This window comes from Rurimicrobium arvi (assembly GCF_039540495.1).
GTDB lineage: Bacteria > Bacteroidota > Bacteroidia > Chitinophagales > Chitinophagaceae > Rurimicrobium > Rurimicrobium arvi.
Genome location: NZ_BAABEZ010000022.1, coordinates 1,013,474 through 1,034,203, shown reverse-complemented (window position 1 = coordinate 1,034,203; position 20,730 = coordinate 1,013,474). Strand labels below are relative to the sequence as shown.

At 50.4% G+C, this 20,730-nt stretch carries 19 protein-coding genes; 11 read left to right on the top strand and 8 right to left on the bottom strand.

Annotated features, from left to right (window positions below):
• Positions 1 to 18: 18 nt before the first annotated feature.
• The 3 genes from ABD846_RS11305 to prfA all read right to left on the bottom strand — a co-directional run bounded on the left by ABD846_RS11305 (position 19) and on the right by prfA (position 3,621).
• Complete coding sequence (locus tag ABD846_RS11305) at positions 19 to 1,497, bottom strand: O-antigen ligase family protein (RefSeq protein WP_344826841.1); 1,479 nt, start codon at positions 1,495 to 1,497, stop codon at positions 19 to 21.
• A complete protein-coding gene (locus ABD846_RS11300; protein WP_344826837.1) occupies positions 1,497 to 2,471 on the bottom strand; it encodes a Wzz/FepE/Etk N-terminal domain-containing protein in 975 nt (324 codons plus the stop codon). Before ABD846_RS11300 ends, ABD846_RS11305 begins: the two co-directional genes overlap by 1 nt.
• A gap of 64 nt (positions 2,472 to 2,535) precedes the next feature.
• Positions 2,536 to 3,621 carry a peptide chain release factor 1 gene (gene prfA, locus ABD846_RS11295; RefSeq protein WP_344826834.1) on the bottom strand — a complete coding sequence of 362 codons (1,086 nt, stop codon included), beginning with the start codon at positions 3,619 to 3,621 and terminating at the stop codon, positions 2,536 to 2,538.
• A 185-nt stretch (positions 3,622 to 3,806) separates the two neighbouring features.
• Here prfA and bamJ point away from each other — a divergent pair, with 185 nt between their 5' ends.
• From bamJ to ABD846_RS11280, 3 genes are all read left to right on the top strand, one after another.
• Positions 3,807 to 4,241, top strand: coding sequence for a BamJ family beta-barrel-assembly machinery protein (bamJ, locus tag ABD846_RS11290; protein WP_425568037.1), 435 nt, complete (start codon positions 3,807 to 3,809; stop codon positions 4,239 to 4,241).
• Positions 4,242 to 4,332: 91 nt separating this feature from the next.
• Complete coding sequence (locus tag ABD846_RS11285; protein WP_344826832.1) at positions 4,333 to 6,618, top strand: NADP-dependent malic enzyme; 2,286 nt, start codon at positions 4,333 to 4,335, stop codon at positions 6,616 to 6,618.
• Entirely contained in the window at positions 6,615 to 7,121 is a 507-nt protein-coding gene (locus ABD846_RS11280; RefSeq protein WP_344826829.1) for a DUF1905 domain-containing protein, read from the top strand. Before ABD846_RS11285 ends, ABD846_RS11280 begins: the two co-directional genes overlap by 4 nt.
• A gap of 2 nt (positions 7,122 to 7,123) precedes the next feature.
• On the opposite strand, the gene ABD846_RS11275 is transcribed toward ABD846_RS11280, so the two are convergent.
• Entirely contained in the window at positions 7,124 to 8,140 is a 1,017-nt protein-coding gene (locus ABD846_RS11275; RefSeq protein WP_344826826.1) for a glycosyltransferase family protein, read from the bottom strand.
• 10 nt (positions 8,141 to 8,150) lie between these two features.
• Entirely contained in the window at positions 8,151 to 8,999 is an 849-nt protein-coding gene (locus ABD846_RS11270) for a UDP-2,3-diacylglucosamine diphosphatase (RefSeq protein ID WP_344826823.1), read from the bottom strand.
• Positions 9,000 to 9,170: 171 nt separating this feature from the next.
• Between ABD846_RS11270 and ABD846_RS11265 the strand changes: the two genes are divergently transcribed.
• Genes ABD846_RS11265 through rpiB form a run of 3 tightly spaced genes read left to right on the top strand, consistent with a single transcriptional unit; the run spans position 9,171 to position 11,271 of the window.
• A complete protein-coding gene (locus ABD846_RS11265) occupies positions 9,171 to 9,893 on the top strand; it encodes a carboxypeptidase regulatory-like domain-containing protein (protein WP_344826820.1) in 723 nt (240 codons plus the stop codon).
• Positions 9,894 to 9,947: 54 nt separating this feature from the next.
• Positions 9,948 to 10,808: a twin-arginine translocase subunit TatC gene (gene tatC / locus ABD846_RS11260; protein WP_344826818.1), complete on the top strand. Its 861-nt coding sequence runs from the start codon at positions 9,948 to 9,950 to the stop codon at positions 10,806 to 10,808.
• A 4-nt stretch (positions 10,809 to 10,812) separates the two neighbouring features.
• A complete protein-coding gene (gene rpiB, locus ABD846_RS11255) occupies positions 10,813 to 11,271 on the top strand; it encodes a ribose 5-phosphate isomerase B (RefSeq protein ID WP_344826815.1) in 459 nt (152 codons plus the stop codon).
• On the opposite strand, the gene ABD846_RS11250 is transcribed toward rpiB, so the two are convergent.
• Positions 11,268 to 12,158 (bottom strand): sterol desaturase family protein, encoded by an 891-nt coding sequence (locus ABD846_RS11250; protein ID WP_344826812.1) that lies wholly within the window; start codon positions 12,156 to 12,158, stop codon positions 11,268 to 11,270. The genes rpiB and ABD846_RS11250 overlap by 4 nt on opposite strands.
• Positions 12,159 to 12,248: 90 nt before the next feature.
• The gene (frr, locus tag ABD846_RS11245; RefSeq protein ID WP_344826810.1) at positions 12,249 to 12,812 is read right to left on the bottom strand and encodes a ribosome recycling factor; all 564 of its coding nucleotides are present in this window, start codon (positions 12,810 to 12,812) and stop codon (positions 12,249 to 12,251) included.
• 100 nt (positions 12,813 to 12,912) lie between these two features.
• On the opposite strand from frr, the gene ABD846_RS11240 reads away from it, so the two are divergent.
• From ABD846_RS11240 to ABD846_RS11225, 4 genes are read left to right on the top strand one after another with little or no spacing between them, the layout of a single operon-like run.
• Positions 12,913 to 14,157: an ABC transporter permease gene (locus tag ABD846_RS11240; RefSeq protein ID WP_344826807.1), complete on the top strand. Its 1,245-nt coding sequence runs from the start codon at positions 12,913 to 12,915 to the stop codon at positions 14,155 to 14,157.
• 17 nt (positions 14,158 to 14,174) lie between these two features.
• Positions 14,175 to 15,098 (top strand): ribosome small subunit-dependent GTPase A, encoded by a 924-nt coding sequence (gene rsgA, locus ABD846_RS11235; protein WP_344826803.1) that lies wholly within the window; start codon positions 14,175 to 14,177, stop codon positions 15,096 to 15,098.
• Positions 15,092 to 16,132, top strand: coding sequence for a hypothetical protein (locus ABD846_RS11230; protein WP_344826800.1), 1,041 nt, complete (start codon positions 15,092 to 15,094; stop codon positions 16,130 to 16,132). Before rsgA ends, ABD846_RS11230 begins: the two co-directional genes overlap by 7 nt.
• On the top strand, positions 16,092 to 18,347 hold the full coding sequence (locus ABD846_RS11225; RefSeq protein ID WP_344826797.1) for a hypothetical protein: 2,256 nt from the start codon (positions 16,092 to 16,094) through the stop codon (positions 18,345 to 18,347). Before ABD846_RS11230 ends, ABD846_RS11225 begins: the two co-directional genes overlap by 41 nt.
• Before the next feature lie 11 nt (positions 18,348 to 18,358).
• On the opposite strand, the gene porT is transcribed toward ABD846_RS11225, so the two are convergent.
• Positions 18,359 to 19,066, bottom strand: a complete 708-nt coding sequence (gene porT / locus ABD846_RS11220; protein WP_344826794.1) for a type IX secretion/gliding motility protein PorT/SprT — start codon at positions 19,064 to 19,066, stop codon at positions 18,359 to 18,361.
• 132 nt (positions 19,067 to 19,198) lie between these two features.
• Here porT and lysA point away from each other — a divergent pair, with 132 nt between their 5' ends.
• Positions 19,199 to 20,410, top strand: a complete 1,212-nt coding sequence (gene lysA / locus ABD846_RS11215) for a diaminopimelate decarboxylase (RefSeq protein ID WP_344826791.1) — start codon at positions 19,199 to 19,201, stop codon at positions 20,408 to 20,410.
• Positions 20,411 to 20,730: the final 320 nt, after the last annotated feature.

Here is a 20,730-nt window from a genome sequence, read left to right as displayed (position 1 = left end):
GGTAACAATAAATTAATATTAAATTTTTGGAGGTGCAGCCGTTGCTTCAGGTTCCTCTTTCTGCTGAGAAACGCGGCTCTTGTGGTCGAGAACTATCAGCAGGGAAATGCACAGATAGAAGATAGACCCGATCTTATGTGTTTCTATAAGTTCGGAGAAGAAATTGTTGACGAAGCTGGCCGCAAACACCATAGCGACGGCCATGGTACAGGCTTTATAGAACCTGTCTTTGTGCCGGTGAAAAACCCTCTGTGCTTTCGCAAAAAACGCAAATACCAGTAGGGCATACAGCAGCATAGCGGGTGCTCCCTGTTCCACCAGCATGAGCAGGAAGTAATTGTGTGTGGTGGAGCGTTCCGGATTCCGACTTACATACGTAACGAACGAAGTATTGGTATATGGCTTGTAATAAAAATAGAACGAGTTTGGCCCCCAGCCTTTAACAGGCTCGTCTGTACTCATTCTTACGGCACCGATCCAGCGGTAAATACGCTCCATAGAGCTGATGTCCCTTCCCTTAAAAGTAGCAATCAGATGCTCTTTGAAGCTTTTGTGCATATAGGTGTTCCGGAAATCGGGACGGTAATCGATGTAGCGGTTGTTTGTAGCCGCATAGCTCACTATAAAAATAATGAATGCATAAAAGGCGGGCATGATCCAGTTCACCAGCCTGAAACGGATGGCAGCCATAATTGTAAACGAAAATATTACTGCCAGTACGGCTGCACGCGCATAAGCGAAGTGAATCGCCGCAGCGTAAAACGCGATCAGGAACAGGAAAAAAGTCCGGAGGAACAATCCTTTACCCCGGCTCAGGTAGAATGCCACGCAGATCACCGGGAATATCATCGAGAGGAAGGTCGAATAATCCACGTGGTTGTAAAACAGGTAGCGCACCGCAACCTGTATCAGCTCAAAGGAAAAGCCTAATCGCCAGTGTTTGTAGAACACGATGGTTACCAGGATAGTGGTGGGGATAAACAGCAGCCAGAATGCTTTGATCCAGTCTTTTTTCTCCCGGAAAATAAATACCGGTATCAGGAAAAACGAGGCCAGGAACCAGGTTTTTGCTGCCAGGAATTTCAGCGAGAGCAATGGTACGTGTGAATAGATTACTGATACAATCAGCCACAGGTATTGTGCCACGATGATCATGGTGAGTCCATTGCGCCAGAACCATTCCGGTATTATCTTCGGCTTTGCGGCGATCAGTACCACCGAAAGCAGCAGGAACAGCCACATGATCGGTTCGTCTGGTACGGATGTGGAGAGGCTGTCGCCGAGAAACCATATCTGTATGGAAGCGGGAACGGAAAACAGCAGTATCCAGAAACCGGTTTTCCAGTTAAAGAACAGCAGGAATGCAAACAGGAGTCCGAACGGCACCGCCAGGAACAGCGGGTTGCCTGAAAAACCGAATACGGCAACACACAGCATCAGTAATACGATGCCGGCGAGCTGCACGGTTTTAGCGTTCTTATCCAGCAAGGCAAGCATCAGCGTTCTGTTTGCGCAAGCGCCTTAATGTAAGCGGTGAGGGCGAATAATACCACACAGAAGAAAAATGCACCGAAAGCACAGGCTAAGGCGGTAAGCACAAGGCCCAGGCCGGAGGCTTTCACCGGAGGCTTAGGGGTACTCACATAATGCAGGATCTTTACCTCGTCGCTGCCGCTGGTCTCAAATTCAAGCGCTGCCGCAGATAATTCGGCATGAGCGATCACAAGCTGGTCTTTCAGTGTTTCCAGATTCTGGATCTTTTCCACACCTTCTCCGGCATTTACCTTTCCGGCTCCGCTCACTGATCCCACGATCAGGTTTTCGCGGGTAGGATTCAGGATGTCGTATATTTTATACTGATCCCGCAGACGCGCCAGGGAATCTGTGTACACCTTTATTTGCTGCTCCAGCATTTTTGTGCGGCCCAGGATCTGCTCCCGCGCATTCACTTTTACCTTGGCGATATATTTGCGGAATTTATCATCGGTCACGGAAACGATCATATCCAGTGTTTTTGCGGCACGCTCAGGATCTGTATCCGTGAAACTGCACATGATACTGATGTTTTCGGTGCGCTTAACCTCGAAGCTGCTTTTATAGCGCTGTTCCGCTGCAAGCCGATCTTTGGGTTTTGCAGGATCGAGCTGCCAGGCCTTGTACAGGTCTGCTGCGATCAGTACGGAATCCTGTACGTCTTTCGACTCGATCATGGTCATTGCTTTATCCACGTCACCTTCCGTTCCGAAGTAATCCACGAAACGCAGGTTTTCGGTATGACGCTGGATATTATTCCGGTCGCCATACATCGGGTTCAGCATATAAGTTTCCGCGTTGGCGGTATATTCCTTGTCTTTGATCAGGTGACTTACAGCTCCGAGCAGGGTGGCGGCTATTGTAATACCCGCAATTGTCTTGAAGTTGCGCTGGACTACTTTTACGATCTCAACCAGATCGAAAGTGGGTGTATTCATCAGAATATACTTTTATAAAACAGATAGGTCCGCAAAATAAGCTTTTGCGCGACAAGTTTCAGGATTAAATGATTGTTTCCCCGGCCTGCATTTTCTCCGCATTCTCGGCAAAAGCCAGTGCTGAGATCATCTCCTGGATTTCACCATTCATAAATGCATCGAGCGTGTACACCGTCATGTTGATGCGGTGGTCGGTAACACGGCCCTGTGGATAGTTGTAGGTACGGATCTTGGCAGACCTGTCTCCGGTACTCACGAGACTTTTACGGCGGGAAGCAATTTCCTCCTCCGCTTTGCGCACCTGTTCTTCGTAGAGTTTGGTACGCATCATCTGTGTTGCCTTCTCGCGGTTGGCCAGCTGTGTACGCTCTGTCTGACAGGTGATCACGGTTCCGGTAGGTACGTGGGTAAGGATTACTTTGGTTTCTACCTTATTTACGTTCTGGCCTCCCGCACCGCCGCTTCGCGCGGTTTCCATTTTCAGGTCGCTCTCTTTAAGCTCAAAATCAATTTCTTCTGCTTCCGGCATCACTACCACGGTTGCTGCAGATGTATGCAGCCGTCCGCTGGCTTCGGTAGCCGGTACGCGTTGTACGCGGTGTACGCCGCTTTCGAATTTAAGTGTGCCATAAACATCTTCTCCCTGCACTTCCAGCTGAATTTCCTTGTAGCCGCCCACGGTTCCTTCTGTTTCGCTTACCACGCTCACTTTCCAGCCTTTGCGCTCACAATAGCGCAGGTACATGCGCATCAGGTCGCCGGCAAAGATGCTTGCCTCATCGCCACCCGTTCCCGCACGAACCTCCAGCACAGCATTTTTCTCATCCTGGGGATCTTTCGGGATCAGCAGCTGGCGGATTTCCTCTTCCAGCACTTCCAGTTGCCCCTGCTGGGCATCCAGCTCCTCTTTGGCCATCTGGCGCAATTCCGGATCACTTTCCGTTTCCAGTACTTCCTTGCCGAATGCAATTCCATCCAGGCAGGCACGGTATTTTTTGTAAGGATCCATTACCTTTTCGAGCTTGCGGTATTCCTTGCTCACGGTAGTGAAACGCTTATTGTCGCTCACCACCTCAGGATTGGTCAGTGCAACGCCTAAATCGTCGAAGCGGGCTTTGATCGCTTCCAGTTTCTCAATAATAGAACTCATATGATAAATTCCTTCCTTTGCCACCCGGCAAAAGGAGTGCAAAGTTACTTTTTTAAAGCGCATTTCCCGGTAAAACAGCCTATTTGTTTAAAAAACAGCAAAGGACTGGTTAATACTTTACGGTATAAAGATTATACCTGCGGGAAACAAAGGAATTCGTTTAATTTAGCCGCAAAATCTATAATATGAGTATCGCTGATCGTTTATTTCAATCGAAGCAGGAACTCTCCAGGAAGAACCTGGAGGCAGGGACCAAATTCCTGGAAAATAATAAAACACGCGAAGGCGTGGTGACGCTGCCCAGCGGCTTACAGTACGAAATTATTAAAGCTGCCGAAGGTCCGAAACCCGGCGCGACTGATAAAGTAACCTGTCATTATCATGGAACGCTGATCGACGGTACCGTTTTTGACAGCTCCGTACAGCGCGGTCAGCCCGCTTCTTTCCCGCTCAATATGGTAATCCGTGGCTGGACAGAGGCTTTGCAGCTGATGTCCCTGGGTAGCAAATGGCGTCTGTTCCTGCCTGCCGACCTGGCTTATGGCGACCGTCATGTGAGTGCGGCTATCGGGCCCAATTCCACACTGATATTCGAAGTGGAATTACTCGGAATCAACTAATGTATAAGATATAGGAAAGCATCGGGACGAATTAAGTATCGTTCCGATGCTTTCTTTTTTTATTTTTACCGACTGTAAAACCAAGTCAAACATGACCAATCTGATCAGAAAAGAAGATGCGCTGGAGTACCACGAAAAGGGCAGACCCGGTAAAATCGAGGTGATCCCCTCAAAGGAAACCAAAACCCAGCGCGATCTTTCTCTGGCTTATTCTCCCGGTGTGGCCGAACCCTGCAAGGAAATTGCGAAAAATCCCGAAGACGTTTATCGTTATACTTCCAAAGGCAACCTCGTTGCGGTGATTTCCAACGGGTCTGCTGTACTGGGACTAGGCAATATCGGACCCGAGGCCGGAAAGCCGGTCATGGAAGGAAAGGGACTGCTGTTCAAGATATTTGCCGATATCGATGTGTTTGACATCGAGCTCAATGTGCAGGATGCCGACCATTTTGTTTCCGTGGTAAAAGCGCTGGAGCCTACTTTCGGGGGAATCAACCTGGAGGACATCAAGGCTCCGGAATGCTTTGAGATTGAGTCCCGCCTGAAAAAAGAACTGAACATTCCGATCATGCACGACGATCAGCATGGTACTGCGATCATTTCTGCGGCAGCACTTCTGAATGCGCTCGAGCTTGTCGGTAAAAATATTGCAGACATCCGGATCGTGGTGAGCGGCGCGGGTGCAGCAGCAATTGCATGTTGCAAAATGTACCTCGCGCTCGGGGCAAAAGTGGAGCATATATATATGTTCGATGTGAACGGAATGGTTGTTTCCTCCCGCACCGACCTCAGCGAGCAGATGAAACAGTTTGCACAGAACAAGCCTGCGGTCTCTGTCCGGGAAGCGTTGTCCGGTGCCGACATGTTCCTCGGATTGTCCGTTGGCAACATCGTCACTGCAGACATGATCACCCCTATGGCGGAACGTCCTATTATCTTCGCTCTGGCGAACCCGGAACCGGAAATTCCGTATGAAACCGCACTCGCCGCAAGACCCGATGCGATTCTCGCAACCGGACGCAGCGACTATCCCAACCAGGTCAATAACGTACTCGGCTTCCCTTACATTTTCCGGGGAGCACTGGATGTACGTGCCACTGCTATCAATGAAGAAATGAAGCTGGCTGCCGCTAAAGCGTTGGCTGCGCTTGCCAAAGAGCCTGTTCCCGATATAGTGAACGTAGTTTACAGTCAGAAGAACCTCCATTTCGACGAAACCTACATTATTCCGAAACCAATCGATCCGCGCCTGCTCACCACAGTCGCACCTGCCGTTGCACGCGCCGCTATGGAAAGCGGTGTGGCACGTAAGCCCATCAGCGACTGGGAGAAGTACGAGGCGGAACTGTACAGCCGTCAGGGTGAAAATGAAAATATTCTGCGCTTCATTATCAATAAGGCGAAGCAGTCCCCCAAACGGGTGGTGTTTGCTGAAGCGGAAAATCTGAAAATACTGAAAGCGGCGCAGCAGGTGCGCGATGAAGGAATCGCCGAGCCGATTCTGCTGGGCCGTCCGGAAAAAATATCCAATCTTATCCGTGACAACGACCTGTCGCTTGAAGGCGTGCTGATTATCGATCCCAAAAGCGACGATCAGGAATGCACCCGCGAACGCTACGGAAAGCTGTATTTTGAAAAGCGCCAACGCAGAGGCGTGAACCAGTATGAGGCGAAAAAGACGATGCGCGACCGCACCCACTTCGGTTGCATGATGGTGGAGCTGGGCGAGGCGGATATCCTTATTTCAGGGCTTACCCGTCAATATCCGAGCACATTGCGTCCGGCGCTGGAGATCATCGGGGTGGAAGAAAATGTCTGCAAAGTGTCGGGTATGTACATGATGCTGACCAAAAAAGGTCCTTTGTTCTTCGCCGATACCACAGTCAATGAGCATCCCACAGAAGATGAACTGGTCGACATTACCGTGCAGGCCGCAAAATTTGTATCGTCGCTGAATATTAAGCCGGTTGTCGCCATGTTGTCGTTTTCCAACTTCGGCAGTTCGCAGCTCCCGGAAACCGTTACCGTTCGTAATGCCGTTGCCAAAGTAAAAGCACAATATCCCGGGCTTACGATTGATGGGGAAATTCAGGCGGGGGTTGCATTCAACAAGGAGTTGCTGCGCGAAAATTATCCTTTTTCGAGTCTTGTGGAGGAATCTCCTAATATCCTGATATTCCCGAATCTCGCAGCGGGCAATATCGCGTATCATCTGTTGCAGGAAGTGGGTGGGGCAGAAGCTGTAGGGCCTATCCTGATCGGTATGAACAAGCCGGTGCAGGTGCTGCAACTCGGAAGTACCGTCCGCCAGATCGTAAATATGGTGGCCATTGCGGTGGTAGATGCGCAGAATAAATCCCAACCTGTGCGCTCATGATCCGTTTTGAGGCTGCCCTGCTCCGGTTCGGCGAAAAGGGCGAAAAGACCGGATGGACTTATCTTTCTATTCCGTCAGATCTGTCGGAGGAAATCAATCCCGGCGTCCGGAAGTCGTATCGTGTAAAAGGGAAACTGGACAAATATGTATTTTCCGGTGCTTCTGCATTGCCTATGGGCGACGGGAGCTTTATTCTTCCTGTAAACGCTGCCATGCGTAAAGGCATTGCCAAAAAAGAAGGCGCAATGGTGCAGGTACAGCTGCAGCTCGATCAGAGCGAATATGAATTGAACCCCTTACTGGTAAACGCACTGAAAGAATCTGATACTGCGTCAGATGCATTTTGCAAAATGCCGCGTGCCCACCGTAATTACTACAGCAAATGGGTGGATGCAGCTAAAACTGATGCCACGCGTGATAAGCGTCTCGCGCTCATCGTTGTTTGCCTGGAGCGCGGGATCGGTTATGCCGAGATGCTGCGTTCCCAGAAGCGTGAGCATTGATATCACATCGGTGCAAGTCCTGCCGGCTGCAGCGTCCAGAAATAGCGCATGATACGCTCCGCCACCATACCCGCATTGTCGGGATAATGCACCTGCACCGGCTCTCCGCAGTCGAGCCAGAAAGCGATCTGACTCCGGTTCCTGCGACTCAGACTGTCAATTACCGGCACACCCATCGTAGCGAGACAGGCTGCATTGCATTGTTGTTCGTACTGGCCTTTCATCGGCACCACCATCAGCTTCTTGTTCAGGAACAGCGCTTCGGCAGGAGTCTCAAAGCCCGCACCGCATAATACACCGGAAGCGGAGGCCATGCTTTGCACAAAAGCTTCGTTTTCTATAGGACGGATATAAAGGTTGCCGTCGCGGTAAGTACGTTTCGTTTTTTTGGAAAATACTTCCCAGCGTACTGTCGGGAACTGCGAGAGCTCTTCAATGATGTGCACATCTTCATATGCCGGCAGATACACCGTGTAATGGCCTTTGTCGTCCGGGCGCAGCTGACGTACCTGTGCGCGTATTACGGGAGTGAATACGTTATCTCCGAGCGGAATAAAATGAAAGCCCATCTGTATTTTCGCCGGCGCATAATGCTGCAATACCATACGACCAAATGCATCATCATGCTTTGGTTTCGGGGCATCCGCGTGCAACACGGCCATCTGGTGAGAAAGGCCGATAAGCTTTTTCCCCTGCAACCGGCAGGCCCAGCTGCTGATCGGCTCAAAGTCGCTCACCACGAGGTCATACTGGCGTAAGGGCAGTCCCAGGATATCCCTGATGAGTCGCAGCGGCTTCATCCGTTTGGCTGTTTCCCACTTGTCAATTCCGCCATGCTTGCCGAAAATGAAGCTGAGACCGTAAAAGCGGTATTTTACGGGGAAAGGCAGCTGCATTTCCGTCTGAATACCACTTACCAGTACATCCACCTCGCCATACTGACGCAAAGCGGGGTACATGTCCAGCGCTCGTGCGAGGTGCCCGTTACCGGTGCCCTGAATCGCGTATAGTATTCTCATAGGAATGGTATCAGAGGTTAGGTTTCATTTTCATTTCGGCCATCAGCACGTGCATCAGGTCTTTAGCGGTTTCTTTATATTGACTTTTCGGTCCGAGATCCACCTGCTGTGCGAGCGTATCTTCGTGATAGCGGTAAATCGACCAGTTGCCGTCGTTGTATTCCAGCGCGGTGAGGTTTTCTATCCAGTCGCCGGAGTTCATGTACACCACCGGGCCGAATTTGGTAGCCATTGTCCGAATTTCGGGTTGGTGGATATGGCCGCAGATCACGTATTGATAGTTGTTCTCTGCCGCGATATTGGTAACCGTGGTTTCAAACTGGTTGATAAATTTTACCGCTCCTTTCACCGAATTCTTCACCTTTTTGGAAAAGGACAATTGCTTACCGCGGAATTTGCGTGAGATGAAATTCGCGGCGCGGTTGATCAGGATCAGCGTATCATATCCGATTGCTCCCAGTTTTGCGAGCCAGCGGCTATGCTCCATCACCACATCGAAAACATCTCCGTGAAAGATCCATAGCTTATGTTTGTTGACCGTTATGGATAGCTTATTGGTGATCTTAAGAGAGCCGAGCTGGAAGTCTTTAAACTTGCGCAGCATTTCGTCATGGTTGCCCGGAATGTAAAATACGGGTACGTCTTCCGCCACCCATTTCATAATATGCCTTACCACCTGCATATGCTCGGCGGGAAAATAGCGCTTGGAGAATTGCCAGATATCGATGATATCCCCGTTCAGTACCACCATGCCGGGTTGTATGGTTTTGAGATACTGCAGTAATTCTTTGGCATGGCACCCATACGTTCCGAGATGGATATCGGATAAGACGACTATTTCCGGTTGGCGCTGCTGCATAAGGATCGTGTTTTGCAAAGCAACGGAAGGCTTGTAAAGGCATTATTAAGGGCTAATTAAGATAGTATCAAGTTTCAGTCGGGTAACTTATTATAACTAATCCTTAAGAACAGGAATGCAACAACAGAAACCGGCTCGAGTATATTTGCAGGCTCACGTTCCAGATATCCTATGCGCATATTACCGTTCCTCTGCTGCCTGATGATCTTTGCCCTGCAGGCTAAAGCCGTTGTATGGAAGGGCTGCCTCCGGGATGCGGAAACAGGCGCACCGCTGCTGGGCGCTACGATCACCAACACGCGCAGCGCACAGAGTGTGCAGACCGACCGGGACGGGAATTTCGAAATCGAAGGTTCGGAGGGTGACCGGGTCACTTTTGTATGTCCCGGCTACGCCACGGAAACGCATATTATCCTCAAAGGACTCGAAGGGGTCCGACTGACGTTCAAACTCAGGATGAGCGGGCTGCAGTTGCGGGAAGTGATCATCAAGCAGCGGTACAAGACCATTTACCAGCGCGATTCCGCCGACCGCGCATCGACCTACACCCGTACCATGGCCGACAAAAAGGCCAGTATTGCCAGTCCGGTCAGTTTCCTGGCCGACAGGCTGTCGCGTCAGCGCCGGGCCGTATTCCGCTTTCAGCGCGATTTCCGGAAAAATGAAGATATACGGTTTGTAGACAGCCGCTATAGTCCTGAACTCACAAATTCCCTCACGGGATTAAGCGGCGACACGCTTGCGTATTTTATGTATACGTATCAGATGCCCTACGATTACGCACGCAGCGCCAGCACCCTCGAGCTCCGGGCATGGATACGCGCCAATTACCGAGATTTTTTACAGAAAACCGATAGCCTGCGTAATATAAAATTGCCCGCAGATAGCAATTAACTGGCTGTTTACCGGACGAAACTCTATACCTTTGCCCACCTATTTACGTCAACGTTGAGCCTGCTCGATACTTTTCTGAAAAAACGCCAGACCAATGCAACCGCCGATATGCATTTTACAGATCATATCGAGGAACTGCGCTGGCATATTGTCCGTTCGCTTGTCGCAATCATTGCCGTAGGAGTTGTCGTATGGCTGAACATCGAGTGGATCTTCGATAATGTGCTGTTGGGGCCGGCTAAAGCCGATTTCATCTCTTACCGCCTGTTGTGCAGGCTGGGGCAGGAGCTTAAGATTAACGGACTCTGCCTTCAGGACCTGAAAATCAAATTCCAGAATACCGAACTCGCCGGTCAGTTTACCATGAGCTTTTCCGTATCCTTTATGATCGGACTCATCCTTGCGTTCCCTTATGTGTTCTGGGAATTCTGGCGTTTTATCCGTCCGGCATTGAAAGAAAACGAACTGAAGCATGCATCGGGTATCGTTTTCTGGTCGTCATTCCTGTTCATCAGCGGAGTGATGTTCGCGTATTTCATTATTGTACCTTTTACAGTGAACTTCTTCGGCAATTACCAGCTCAGCCCTTCATTTCAGAATATCATCACCATCGGCAGCTATTATGATACGATGGCCGACCTGGTGCTCGGAATGGGCTGTGTGTTTGAAATTCCGATCCTGGTATACTTCCTCGCAAAAGTGGGTATCCTTACACCCGCATTGATGAGAAGTCAGCGCCGTATGGCCATCCTGATCATCTTCGTCGTTGCTGCAGTGATCACACCGCCCGACTGGTTCAGTATCTGGATGGTGGCATTGCCGCTGATCCTGCTCTATGAGGCGGGAATCATTATCGCCAGCAGGGTGGTGAAAGAAAAGCAGTTAAAATCTTCCAGCAAATACGATAATATCTAATTATATGTCAGCCAATACAACGTTCGATAAGCAATTGCCGGTAGTGATCGGCGCAGACCATGCCGGTTTTGCCTATAAAGAAATGCTGAAACAGCAGCTTGCAGACTGGGGATGGACCGTAGATGACAAAGGAACTTACAATACGGACAGTGTGGATTATCCGGACTTCGCGCATCCTGTTGCGTCGGCTGTGGCATCCGGCGCCGCTGCATTCGGCGTGCTGATCTGCGGCAGCGGAGAGGGCGTTTGTATTACTGCCAACAAGCACAACAATGTCCGTGCTGCGCTGGTATGGAACAATGACGTTGCACAGCTCGCGCGCCAGCACAACAATGCCAATACGATCTGTCTGCCTGCGCGCTTTGTAAGCGAAGAACAGGCAAAAGAAATGCTGCGCTTGTTTATTGAAACGCCTTTCGAAGGCGGCCGTCACGAGAACCGTGTGGCGAAGATCGACTGCTAATCTTTTTTATTCTGCAGCCCGGCTCTCAGCTGGGCTGCCGTTTGTGTGCTTCCGTCGTGGCTCCAGCCCGGAGGCATAAACAGGTATTTCAGCTTATTTCCCAGGCTGGTTTTCTTCTTCAGGTCTCGTCCTATCGCCTGCCATTCGTGGAACACAATGTGCGTGGGGTGGAAAGGCCGCTCCAGTGGTTTCGTGAGGCCGAATCGTACCGGCTCCTCCGGAAGTTCGTCTGCAAACGTTCCGAACAGGCGATCCCAGATGATCAGCACCATGCCCATGTTTTTATCGAGGTAAGGAATGTTGCTTGCATGATGTACACGATGATGCGCCGGTGTAACCATAATATATCCCATCCATCGCGGTAGTTGCTTTACCGCCTGCGTGTGCACCAGAATGCCGTACAGCTGTGTAATCGCATACATAAACAGGATGTCCAGCGGGGCAAAGCCCAGCAGCGCCAGCGGTATAAAATACAGGTAACGGTAGAAAGGCATGAATACGGAAGAACGAAACCCGGTTGTAAGGTTATATTCTTCCGAAGAATGATGCGTAACGTGTACTGCCCAGAACAGGCGTACATGATGGTCTACAAAATGCTCGAGCCAGAACAGGAAATCTTCGCACAGGAACAGACATATCCAGTACCATACGGGATTCCAGCTCAGCGGGAGTTTATATTGCGCACACAGAATAAGCACAAACAGCGCGAGTCCCCGAAGCAGCAGGTCCACACCGAAATTCAGCAGGTTCAGGTAAATATTCACCGCTGTCTCTTTCCACGAATAGAGCTTCCATCCGTTAAAATGACTCAGCACGATCTCCAGGGGTATGAAGAACAGGTAGATCGGAAGGGAAAAGAGAATGCAGATCTGCTCGCGGAAGGTCATGGCTTGTATGGCTGAAAAGCAAAACGACAAACCGGGAATTGCTCCTGTTTGCCGTTTTTGTTAGGTATTAAAATCATGCTGCGGAAAGCATTAGATGGTCATGATCTCTTTTTCTTTTTCCTTGCACACCCCGTCAACAGCAATAATCTCTTTGTCGGTAAGTGTCTGAATGCGTGTCTCGGCATCTTTCACCGCATCTTCGCTCAGACCGTCTTTCTGCATTTTTTTAATTTGTTCGATACTCTCGCGACGCACATTGCGGATAGATACTTTCGCCTGTTCTCCTTCGTTGTTCACGCGCTTCACCAGTTCTTTACGTCGCTCTTCTGTAAGCGGCGGCAGGAACAGGCGGATATAATTACCATCGTTGGAAGGTGTGATGCCCACATTGGACGCCATGATCGCTTTTTCTATGGCACCCAGCATGTTTTTTTCCCAGGGTTGGAGTGATAAAGTGCGCGCATCAGGAGTAGTGATGTTTGCCACCTGCGCCAGCGGCGTCGGCGAACCGTAATAATCCACGGTAATGCCGTCCAGGATCTGCGGATTCGCTTTCCCCGCACGGACACGGCTCAGTTCCACCTCCAGGTGGGTAATGGTTTTACGCATCAGTTCACCTGTTTGTCTGATAATCTGATCAACAGCTTCGGTCATAAGTTTAGTACGTTTTGGGATCGCAAATGTACTAAAATATGGGCATTTTATGCACTCCGTTTCTTGCCAATATCCCATTACCTTTGCGGGTAACCGATTTATGCTACAGCTGTTTTTCAATATAAGTCAGGCGCTGCGCACCATCCGTGCCAACCTGCTCCGTTCGGTGATCACCATCCTGATCATTACGCTCGGTATCACAGCTCTGGTAGGCATCCTCACCGCCACAGACGTGATGAAGTCGGGCGTAAGCTCCAACTTCAGCGATATGGGTGCCAATTCGTTCCAGATTACAAGTGAAGCCGTGCACACCAAAAAAGGAAGGCGCGGCGCGCAGGTAAGTTATTCTTCTGATGTTGAGATCACTTACGACCAGGCCCGGTTGTTCAAGCAACGGTACCGCTTCCCCGATACTAAAGTGGGTATCTCCAAAGTGGGCTCATCAGTGGCAACCGTACGGTACGAATCCCTGAAGACCAATCCGAACATCCGTGTGATGGGTGTGGATCAGGAATACCTCATTATCTCACAGACCGGCCTGCTCGGCGGCCGTAATATTTCGCAGTACGATGAAGAGAACAGCAACCTGGTCTGTGTGCTTGGTTACGACGTTGCAAAAAAGCTGTTCACTAAACCGGAGAACGCTGTCGGAAAGGTCGTTTCGGTCGGGGCAAACAAAGTGCAAGTGATCGGTGTGGCAGTTAAGAAAGGCGGCAGTATGATGATGAATGCAGACAATATGGTCATGCTGCCCTTGCAGACCGCACGTATGTTCTACGGTGGCAGCGGCTCCTACGGTATCAATGTGCTTGTCGGGAATATTCATACAAAACAGATTGCTGCCGAAGAGGCGGAAGGATTGTTCCGTGCAGTGCGCAGGGTACCGCTCGGGGCGCAGAATGATTTCAGCGTACAGCAGAATAATGCAATGGCGGAGATGGTGCTCGATATCGTGAGTAAGATCGGTATCGCGGCAATGGTGATCGCCATCGTTACTTTGCTGGGCTCCATCATAGGGCTCATGAACATCATGCTGGTGTCTGTAGTAGAGCGCACGCGCGAGATTGGTCTCAGCAAAGCGCTCGGCGCAAGAGCCTCCGAGATACGGCGGCAGTTTCTGCTTGAGTCGGTAGTGATCAGTCTTATGGGAGGTATGCTCGGTATTATATTCAGCTTATTCATCGGGTTGGCGCTTGCCGCGTCGTTCCATGTACCGTTTATGATACCCTGGGCCTGGATCGTACTGGGTGTCACGATCTGTACTGTGGTCGGTATTGTTTCCGGTTTTTACCCCGCGCTTAAAGCTGCACGCCTCGATCCGATCATTGCCTTACGCACCGCTTAGATGAAACAGTATTAACAGTGGAGGGACTCGTATATAAATCAACAGGAAGCTGGTACCAGGTGCACATCGCTGCGCAGGGTATGGTGCCCGCGCGCATAAAAGGCCGGATGAAAGTAGATAAATCCATCTCTTCCACCAACCCGGTAGCCGTCGGCGACAAGGTGCAGATCGAAAAAGATCCGCAGCAGGAAGACTGGATGATCACTCATATCCTGGATCGCGAGAATTACATAGCACGAGTGTCTCCGCACAACCGGCACCAGAAGCATATCGTGGCCTCCAACCTCGACCTGGCCGTTATGATTGCGACGATCGCTCATCCCGCAACTTCACTTGGATTTATCGATCGTTTCCTGGTGACTGCCGAAGCATACCATATTCCCACACTCATAGCATTCAATAAGACCGATCTGCTTAACGATGAAGGAACCGGTATGCTGGATTATCTGTCTCAGGTGTACACTGATGCCGGTTACGATGTGCTGCCGGTATCGGCTGTGGATGGCAGCGGTATGAATGAGCTGCGCGCTGCACTCGCCGGAAAGACCGCATTGTTCAGCGGTCATTCGGGAGTAGGGAAGAGCACCCTGATCAATGAACTGGTTCCGGATCTGAACCTGCGTACGGATGTGATCTCCGATTACAGTGGCAAAGGGCAGCATACCACCACTTTTGCCGAAATGTTTGATCTGCCGGGCGGTGGTCATATCATCGATACACCGGGTGTGAAAGAATTCGGGATCATTGATATGGAGCAGGATGAGCTTGCCGGCTATTTCCCGGAAATGCGCCGGCTCATGCATGCCTGTAAATTCAACAACTGCCAGCACATCAATGAGCCGGGCTGCGCTGTAAAGCACGGACTCGAAACGCATGAGGTAAGCCCGGAACGCTATATCAGCTATCAGTCTATACGCGAGTCCATCGAAAAGCAGTGGTAAGATTTCTACGCAATATTTATCAGTATGCCGTACTCCTCCTGTGGGCTCCGGCTTTTGTTTCCTGCCATAAGGTACAGAAAACACCCGCCGTTTCCTTTTATTACTGGAAGACGACTGCGCACTTCGGAAGGGAAGAACGTTCCGCTTTGACGCGCAATCAGGTCTCCCGCCTTTACCTCCGGCTGTTTGATATTGTATGGAATCAGGAAAAGGGATTTGCGATACCGGATGGACTGCTGCAGGTGCAGGAGCCGCTTCCGGACTCTGTTACATTGGTGCCGGTGGTATTCATCCGCAATGAGGTGTTCCGGAATAACCCCGACAGCGCACAGGCAACGCATCTTGCGGCGCAGACGTCTCAGTTGATCCATAAAATGATGGAACGGTTTGGCAGACATTTTGCTCAGGTGCAGTTCGATTGTGACTGGACAGCCGGTTCCGGAAAAGCTTATTTCACTTTTCTGCGCGCATTCCGCCGGATCAACCCTTCGCTGCAACTCAGCGCGACCATACGCTTGCATCAGGTGAAGTACCCGGCGCAGCAGGGTGTTCCTCCGGTGGACACAGGAGTACTTATGTATTACAATATGGGCAGGATCAGCAACGGTCCGTCCCTTTCTGTGTACGACCGCGATGCCGCTTTGCAGTACCTGCCGGCGCTCAGTCGTTATCCGCTACCGCTTGATCTCGCGCTTCCGGTATTCTCCTGGGGTATCCTCGTTCGCAACGATCAGGTGCATGCACTGCTGAACAAAACAGATGAACGGGATTATGCGGATACGGCTTATTTCCTGCAGGAAGCTCCGGGCCGTTACCTGGTGAAGCAGGCTCATTTCCGCAAAGGCTTTTACCTTTGTCGTGGCGACAGGGTAAAGCTCGAGCAGATCAGTGCAGGCATGCTTGAAGAAATGGCCGGTGACGTGCACCGCTATTACCCAAAAACTCCCGCCCGCATCATTTTTTACGATTTAGACGCATTCAATCTCTCCCGGTATGACACTTCAATATTTCAGGAAATCGCTCATCGCTTTTAGTGCGGTTGCTTTTCTCAGTGCAGGAATGGTATGGGCCTGCGGATGGTGGGAACCGGATGTTTCAGAATCCAGCGCCTTTGCACCGGAATCATTTGCCGGAGCGCAATACACCCCTTTCTTTTATGAACCGGATTATCCTTTTTACGGCGATGAATCCTACAGCACCAATTCCTCGGGCAGGTTCGACGAGAATGTAGTTCAGGATTGGCTTACTTATCTGAAGCGTCCGGAAAGTGACAGCTCTGTTGCCTATTTCCTGCTGAAAGCATCAGCTGAGCTTATCGATTCTGTGTATCGGCTTCCGGCCTCCCAATTGCCTGCGTCCCTTCAGGGAATGTACCTGGTGCAGCACCGGTCGAACAAAAAGATCAGCTCATTTTTCCGCTTTCTCACTTTTGCAAAAGCGAATGAGCCCTACGCAAAAGGCCCAGACGACTATTGGGGCTATGATCCTGTGCCTGCCCGGCAGTTGGAGGCATCGGACATTGCACGTATCGATTCTATGACGGCAGAAATGAAGCGCTCCAAAGATGCATTTCTGCTTCAGCGCTATTATTTTCAGATCGTCCGCGCTTATTATTTCGCGCAGGACTATGACGCATGCCTTCGCTTTTACGAAGAGCACAAATCTTTGCTGGATGAAAGTCTTTTTGCATCCCGCATCACCGCTTACAGTGCCGGTGCTTTGTACAAGCAGAAAAAATTCGGAATGGCAAACTACCGCTACAGCCGCATATTTGCACAGCATCCGGAGCAGCGCCTGGTGGCGGAGTACTCCTTCCATCCGCAGGAGGAAGCAGACTGGAAAGAATCGCTCGCTTTATGCAGGACCGGTGAGGAGCGGATCGGTATGTGGCTGCTGATGGGTATTTATAACGACGAACAGCGCGCAATTGCCGAGATATACCGCATCGATCCTGCTTCAGACAAGCTGGATCTGCTTCTTTCGCGGCTCGTGAACATTACCGAAGCTTCTTCCGCTACCGACGGTGCCGACCGTCAACAGCGAAACGAAGGGAAAGACGGGACTTTTATTGCTGTGAATGCCGACAGATTGGCCGCTGCAATCTCCCTGCTGCAACATATAACGGAAGCCCATAATACACATCAGCCTTTTGCCTGGCACATGGCACTCGGGTATTTGTATTTTCTGAAAGGAGATGCGCGCGGCGCGACAACACAGTTCGACGCAGCGGCAAAGTACACGCCGGCACAATCGCTTGGGAAAGATCAGCTGCATATGCTGCGCATCATGAACCTTGCATTGACCTCCGTTGAAATGAACAAAGAGCAGGAGCAGGCTTTGCTGCCGGAGCTTGAATGGATGCAGCAGCGTTCCGCAGATACTGCCCGCACGCGATTGCGTTTATCGGGCGCATACTCCTGGATAAAGGGTCTGCTCAGCGAGCGTTACCGCCGTAAAGGCAACCTGCTTTTTGCGGAATTGTACGATCAGGATCTGAATTTTTACAACGATGCACAGCGTGCACAACAAATGAAGAATTTCATTCGTTCCGCGCAGCTGAGTCCCTACGAACGGTATATGCGTTCCATCTATCCTTATTCGGCTTCCGATGTTGCGGCGGTGCAGGCAATTGTAGCGGCATTCAGCGACCGGCTGCCCGAAGCGGTGAACCTGATGAGCGAAGTGCCTGAAGCGGAGCAGGTGACATTACCCGGCAATCCTTTTAACAACCGGATACAGGACTGTCACGACTGCGATCATGCGGCACCTCAGAAAGTGAAATACACCCGGCTCGATTTTCTTAAAAAGATGCAGGAGATGCGGGCAAATGTGGATGCAGGAAAAGATGTGTACAATAACGCTTTATTGCTGGGAAACGCCTTCTACAACATGAGTGTATACGGCAACGCACGCAGTTTTTACCAGTCGGCTATCACGGGCGAGATCAATTTTGCGGAAGACTTTGCATCGGATTTTTTCCGCGGATTGATACTGAGCCAGGAGCGTGCAGCCCATTATCTGCAACTGGCGCTGAAAGCAGCGGCCAACGATGAGCAACGTGCGAAGATCACCTATCTGCTGCTGAAATGCAAGCGCAACGATTATTATACACATGGGAGTGAAACGGGAGCCGAAGAAATTCCGCCGATTCCCTATGCATCGCTGTACGCATTTTCCAATACGCGCTATTACCAGGAAGTCCTCTCCGAATGCGGATATTTTGCCACATTCGTTAAACGAAAAAAGTAGGGAACGATCGCTTATCCTTCCAGGTGAATGGAGATAAGGATCGTGCGGGTGCGGATCTGGTCGATCGCATTCGTGAGCTGCAGGCTTTTATCCGGATATATCTGGTTCATCAGCCCCTCGCTGAGTTTGATCTCCGGGGAAAAGATAAAGTTAGGATAGTAGAATTCGAGTCCGAAACCCAGTTCGTACCCCAGATCCATCGGTTTGAATTTGAGGAATTCATCTTTGCGACGTGAGTTTGCGTTCGCAGCCATGTCGTAATCCATCTTACCACCGGCAAGTCCGTAAAAGCGGAAGTTATGGATACGGTCACTTTTGAATTTGAATTGCAGCGGCAGGTGAATATAAATTGATTCCACGCTTTTCTGCTGTACATCAGCAGACAAACCCGGCTGTACGTAAGAAAGTTTCTTTTCGGCGAAAGAGATGGAAGGGATCAGACGCAGGTCTACGAAGTTGCTGAGACGCAGATTGCCCATAATGCCCAGATTCAGTCCCGTTCCCCATCCCGGCTGCACATGCATAAACGTATCGTGCTGGGCAAAAGCTTCAGTATACTGGATACGGTAGCGGGATTGGTTGAGTCCGAAAGTGAGCCCGAAATAATACGGTTTGCTGTCGTGGTCCTCCATATTCATTATCCTGGCCTGGGCTCCGGCATGCAGCGCGGAGCAGGCAGCCACCACAGACAATACAGCGTATTTGAAGCAATTAGTCATAAACAAAGTCTTCAGCATTAACGTCCACGAAGATAGATTATTTCGCCGCTTACCGCGATTTTTCCTCCGTTGCGGCAAAAAATGGAACCATTTATGTGTTTTTGAAGGCTCAGACTGTAATTTTGCGCCCCTATGGAACAACAATTGACAGGAGAACAGCTGCTGGAAGCAGTGGCACAATTCGGTTCTCCCCTGTATGTGTACAATGCAGATAAGATCACCGCTCAGTACGGTAAGCTGCAGGCTGCGTTCAGCGGACATCCGACTCGTTTTTTTTACGCCTGTAAGGCACTGACCAATATATCCATACTCAAGCATATGAAGTCGCTCGGTGCTTCGCTGGATTGCGTGAGTATCAATGAAGTGAAGCTGGGACTGAAGGCCGGCTTCGAGCCCTCTGAAATCCTGTTCACCCCTAATTGCGTGGCATTCGACGAGATCCGTGAAGCCGTATCACTGGGCGTGAATATCAATATCGACTCTATTTCGATGCTGGAATTGTTCGGCAACCATTACGGCGACAGCTATCCGGTTTGTATCCGTATCAATCCGCACATCGAGGCAGGCGGTAACTATAAAATATCCACAGGACATATCGACAGTAAGTTCGGTATCTCTATCCACCAGATCCGCCATATTGTGCGCGTGGTGAAAACAACAAAGCTGCATGTGCACGGACTGCATATGCATACCGGAAGCGAAATCAAAGATATTAATGTATTCCTCGAGGCGCTGGAAGTACTGTTCTCTATTGCAGGTCACTTCGACAAGCTTCAGTTCCTGGATCTCGGAAGCGGCTTTAAAGTGCCTTATAAAGAAGAAGACCGGGAGACCGACATTGTTGGACTGGGTAAAAAGCTGCAGGTGGCTGTCCGCGAATTTGAACAGGAGTACGGGCGTCCGCTCGAAATCTGGTTTGAGCCGGGTAAGTATCTGGTAAGCGAGTGCGGATACTTTGTGGTGAAGGCAAACGTGATCAAGCAAACCACCGCTACTGTTTTCGTTGGTGTGAACTCCGGGTTCAATCACCTGATCCGTCCGATGTTCTACGATGCGTATCATAAAATCTCAAACATCAGCAATCCGAAAGGTGCGGAGCGTATCTATACCGTTGTGGGCAATATCTGCGAGACCGATACGTTTGCATGGGACCGTGTACTGAACGAAGTACGTGAAGATGATCTGCTGGTGTTTCATAATGCCGGAGCCTACGGATTTGAGATGAGCAGTAATTTCAATTCCCGTCTGAAACCTGCGGAAGTATTGTGGAAAGATGGGAAATATACCCTGATCCGCAAACGCGAGGTATTTGAAGACCTGCTCGCAGGACAGGTTTGGGAATAATCATTCTTGTGACTTTTAATGAAGCCGTCTCCTTCCGGAGGCGGCTTTTTTATTTTGCTCCGGGCGAGTAACGCCCAACTTTTCGTGTCGTTGCGAGACGCGTATAGCCCTTTGCGCTGGCGCAGCCCGATGTCGATAACTATCGGCATCGGGTGCAAATCGTTCTTGCCCGCCGTAAGCTTATCGTTTTTCACAGACCCACCCCGATCCCGATAGCTATCGGGAGGGATTCGCTCCGTGTTGGGGCACCGTCCAACTTTTCGCGTCATTGCGAGACGCGCATAGCCCCTTTGTGTAGGCGCGTCGAAGCAATCTCTCCA

Bases quoted from the DNA above. Each gene is read 5' to 3' on its own strand.
- ABD846_RS11270 (WP_344826823.1), bottom strand. From the start codon at position 8,999: ATGCAGCAGCGCCAACCGGAAATAGTCGTCTTATCCGATATCCATCTC.
- ABD846_RS11250 (WP_344826812.1), bottom strand. From the start codon at position 12,158: ATGACCTTCCGCGAGCAGATCTGCATTCTCTTTTCCCTTCCGATCTAC.
- prfA (WP_344826834.1), bottom strand. From the start codon at position 3,621: ATGAGTTCTATTATTGAGAAACTGGAAGCGATCAAAGCCCGCTTCGAC.
- lysA (WP_344826791.1), top strand. From the start codon at position 19,199: ATGGAACAACAATTGACAGGAGAACAGCTGCTGGAAGCAGTGGCACAA.
- ABD846_RS11240 (WP_344826807.1), top strand. From the start codon at position 12,913: ATGCTACAGCTGTTTTTCAATATAAGTCAGGCGCTGCGCACCATCCGT.
- ABD846_RS11285 (WP_344826832.1), top strand. From the start codon at position 4,333: ATGACCAATCTGATCAGAAAAGAAGATGCGCTGGAGTACCACGAAAAG.
- ABD846_RS11300 (WP_344826837.1), bottom strand. From the start codon at position 2,471: ATGAATACACCCACTTTCGATCTGGTTGAGATCGTAAAAGTAGTCCAG.
- ABD846_RS11305 (WP_344826841.1), bottom strand. From the start codon at position 1,497: ATGCTTGCCTTGCTGGATAAGAACGCTAAAACCGTGCAGCTCGCCGGC.
- rpiB (WP_344826815.1), top strand. From the start codon at position 10,813: ATGTCAGCCAATACAACGTTCGATAAGCAATTGCCGGTAGTGATCGGC.
- porT (WP_344826794.1), bottom strand. From the start codon at position 19,066: ATGACTAATTGCTTCAAATACGCTGTATTGTCTGTGGTGGCTGCCTGC.
- ABD846_RS11265 (WP_344826820.1), top strand. From the start codon at position 9,171: ATGCGCATATTACCGTTCCTCTGCTGCCTGATGATCTTTGCCCTGCAG.
- frr (WP_344826810.1), bottom strand. From the start codon at position 12,812: ATGACCGAAGCTGTTGATCAGATTATCAGACAAACAGGTGAACTGATG.
- ABD846_RS11275 (WP_344826826.1), bottom strand. From the start codon at position 8,140: ATGAGAATACTATACGCGATTCAGGGCACCGGTAACGGGCACCTCGCA.
- bamJ (WP_425568037.1), top strand. From the start codon at position 3,807: ATGAGTATCGCTGATCGTTTATTTCAATCGAAGCAGGAACTCTCCAGG.
- ABD846_RS11225 (WP_344826797.1), top strand. From the start codon at position 16,092: ATGACACTTCAATATTTCAGGAAATCGCTCATCGCTTTTAGTGCGGTT.
- ABD846_RS11280 (WP_344826829.1), top strand. From the start codon at position 6,615: ATGATCCGTTTTGAGGCTGCCCTGCTCCGGTTCGGCGAAAAGGGCGAA.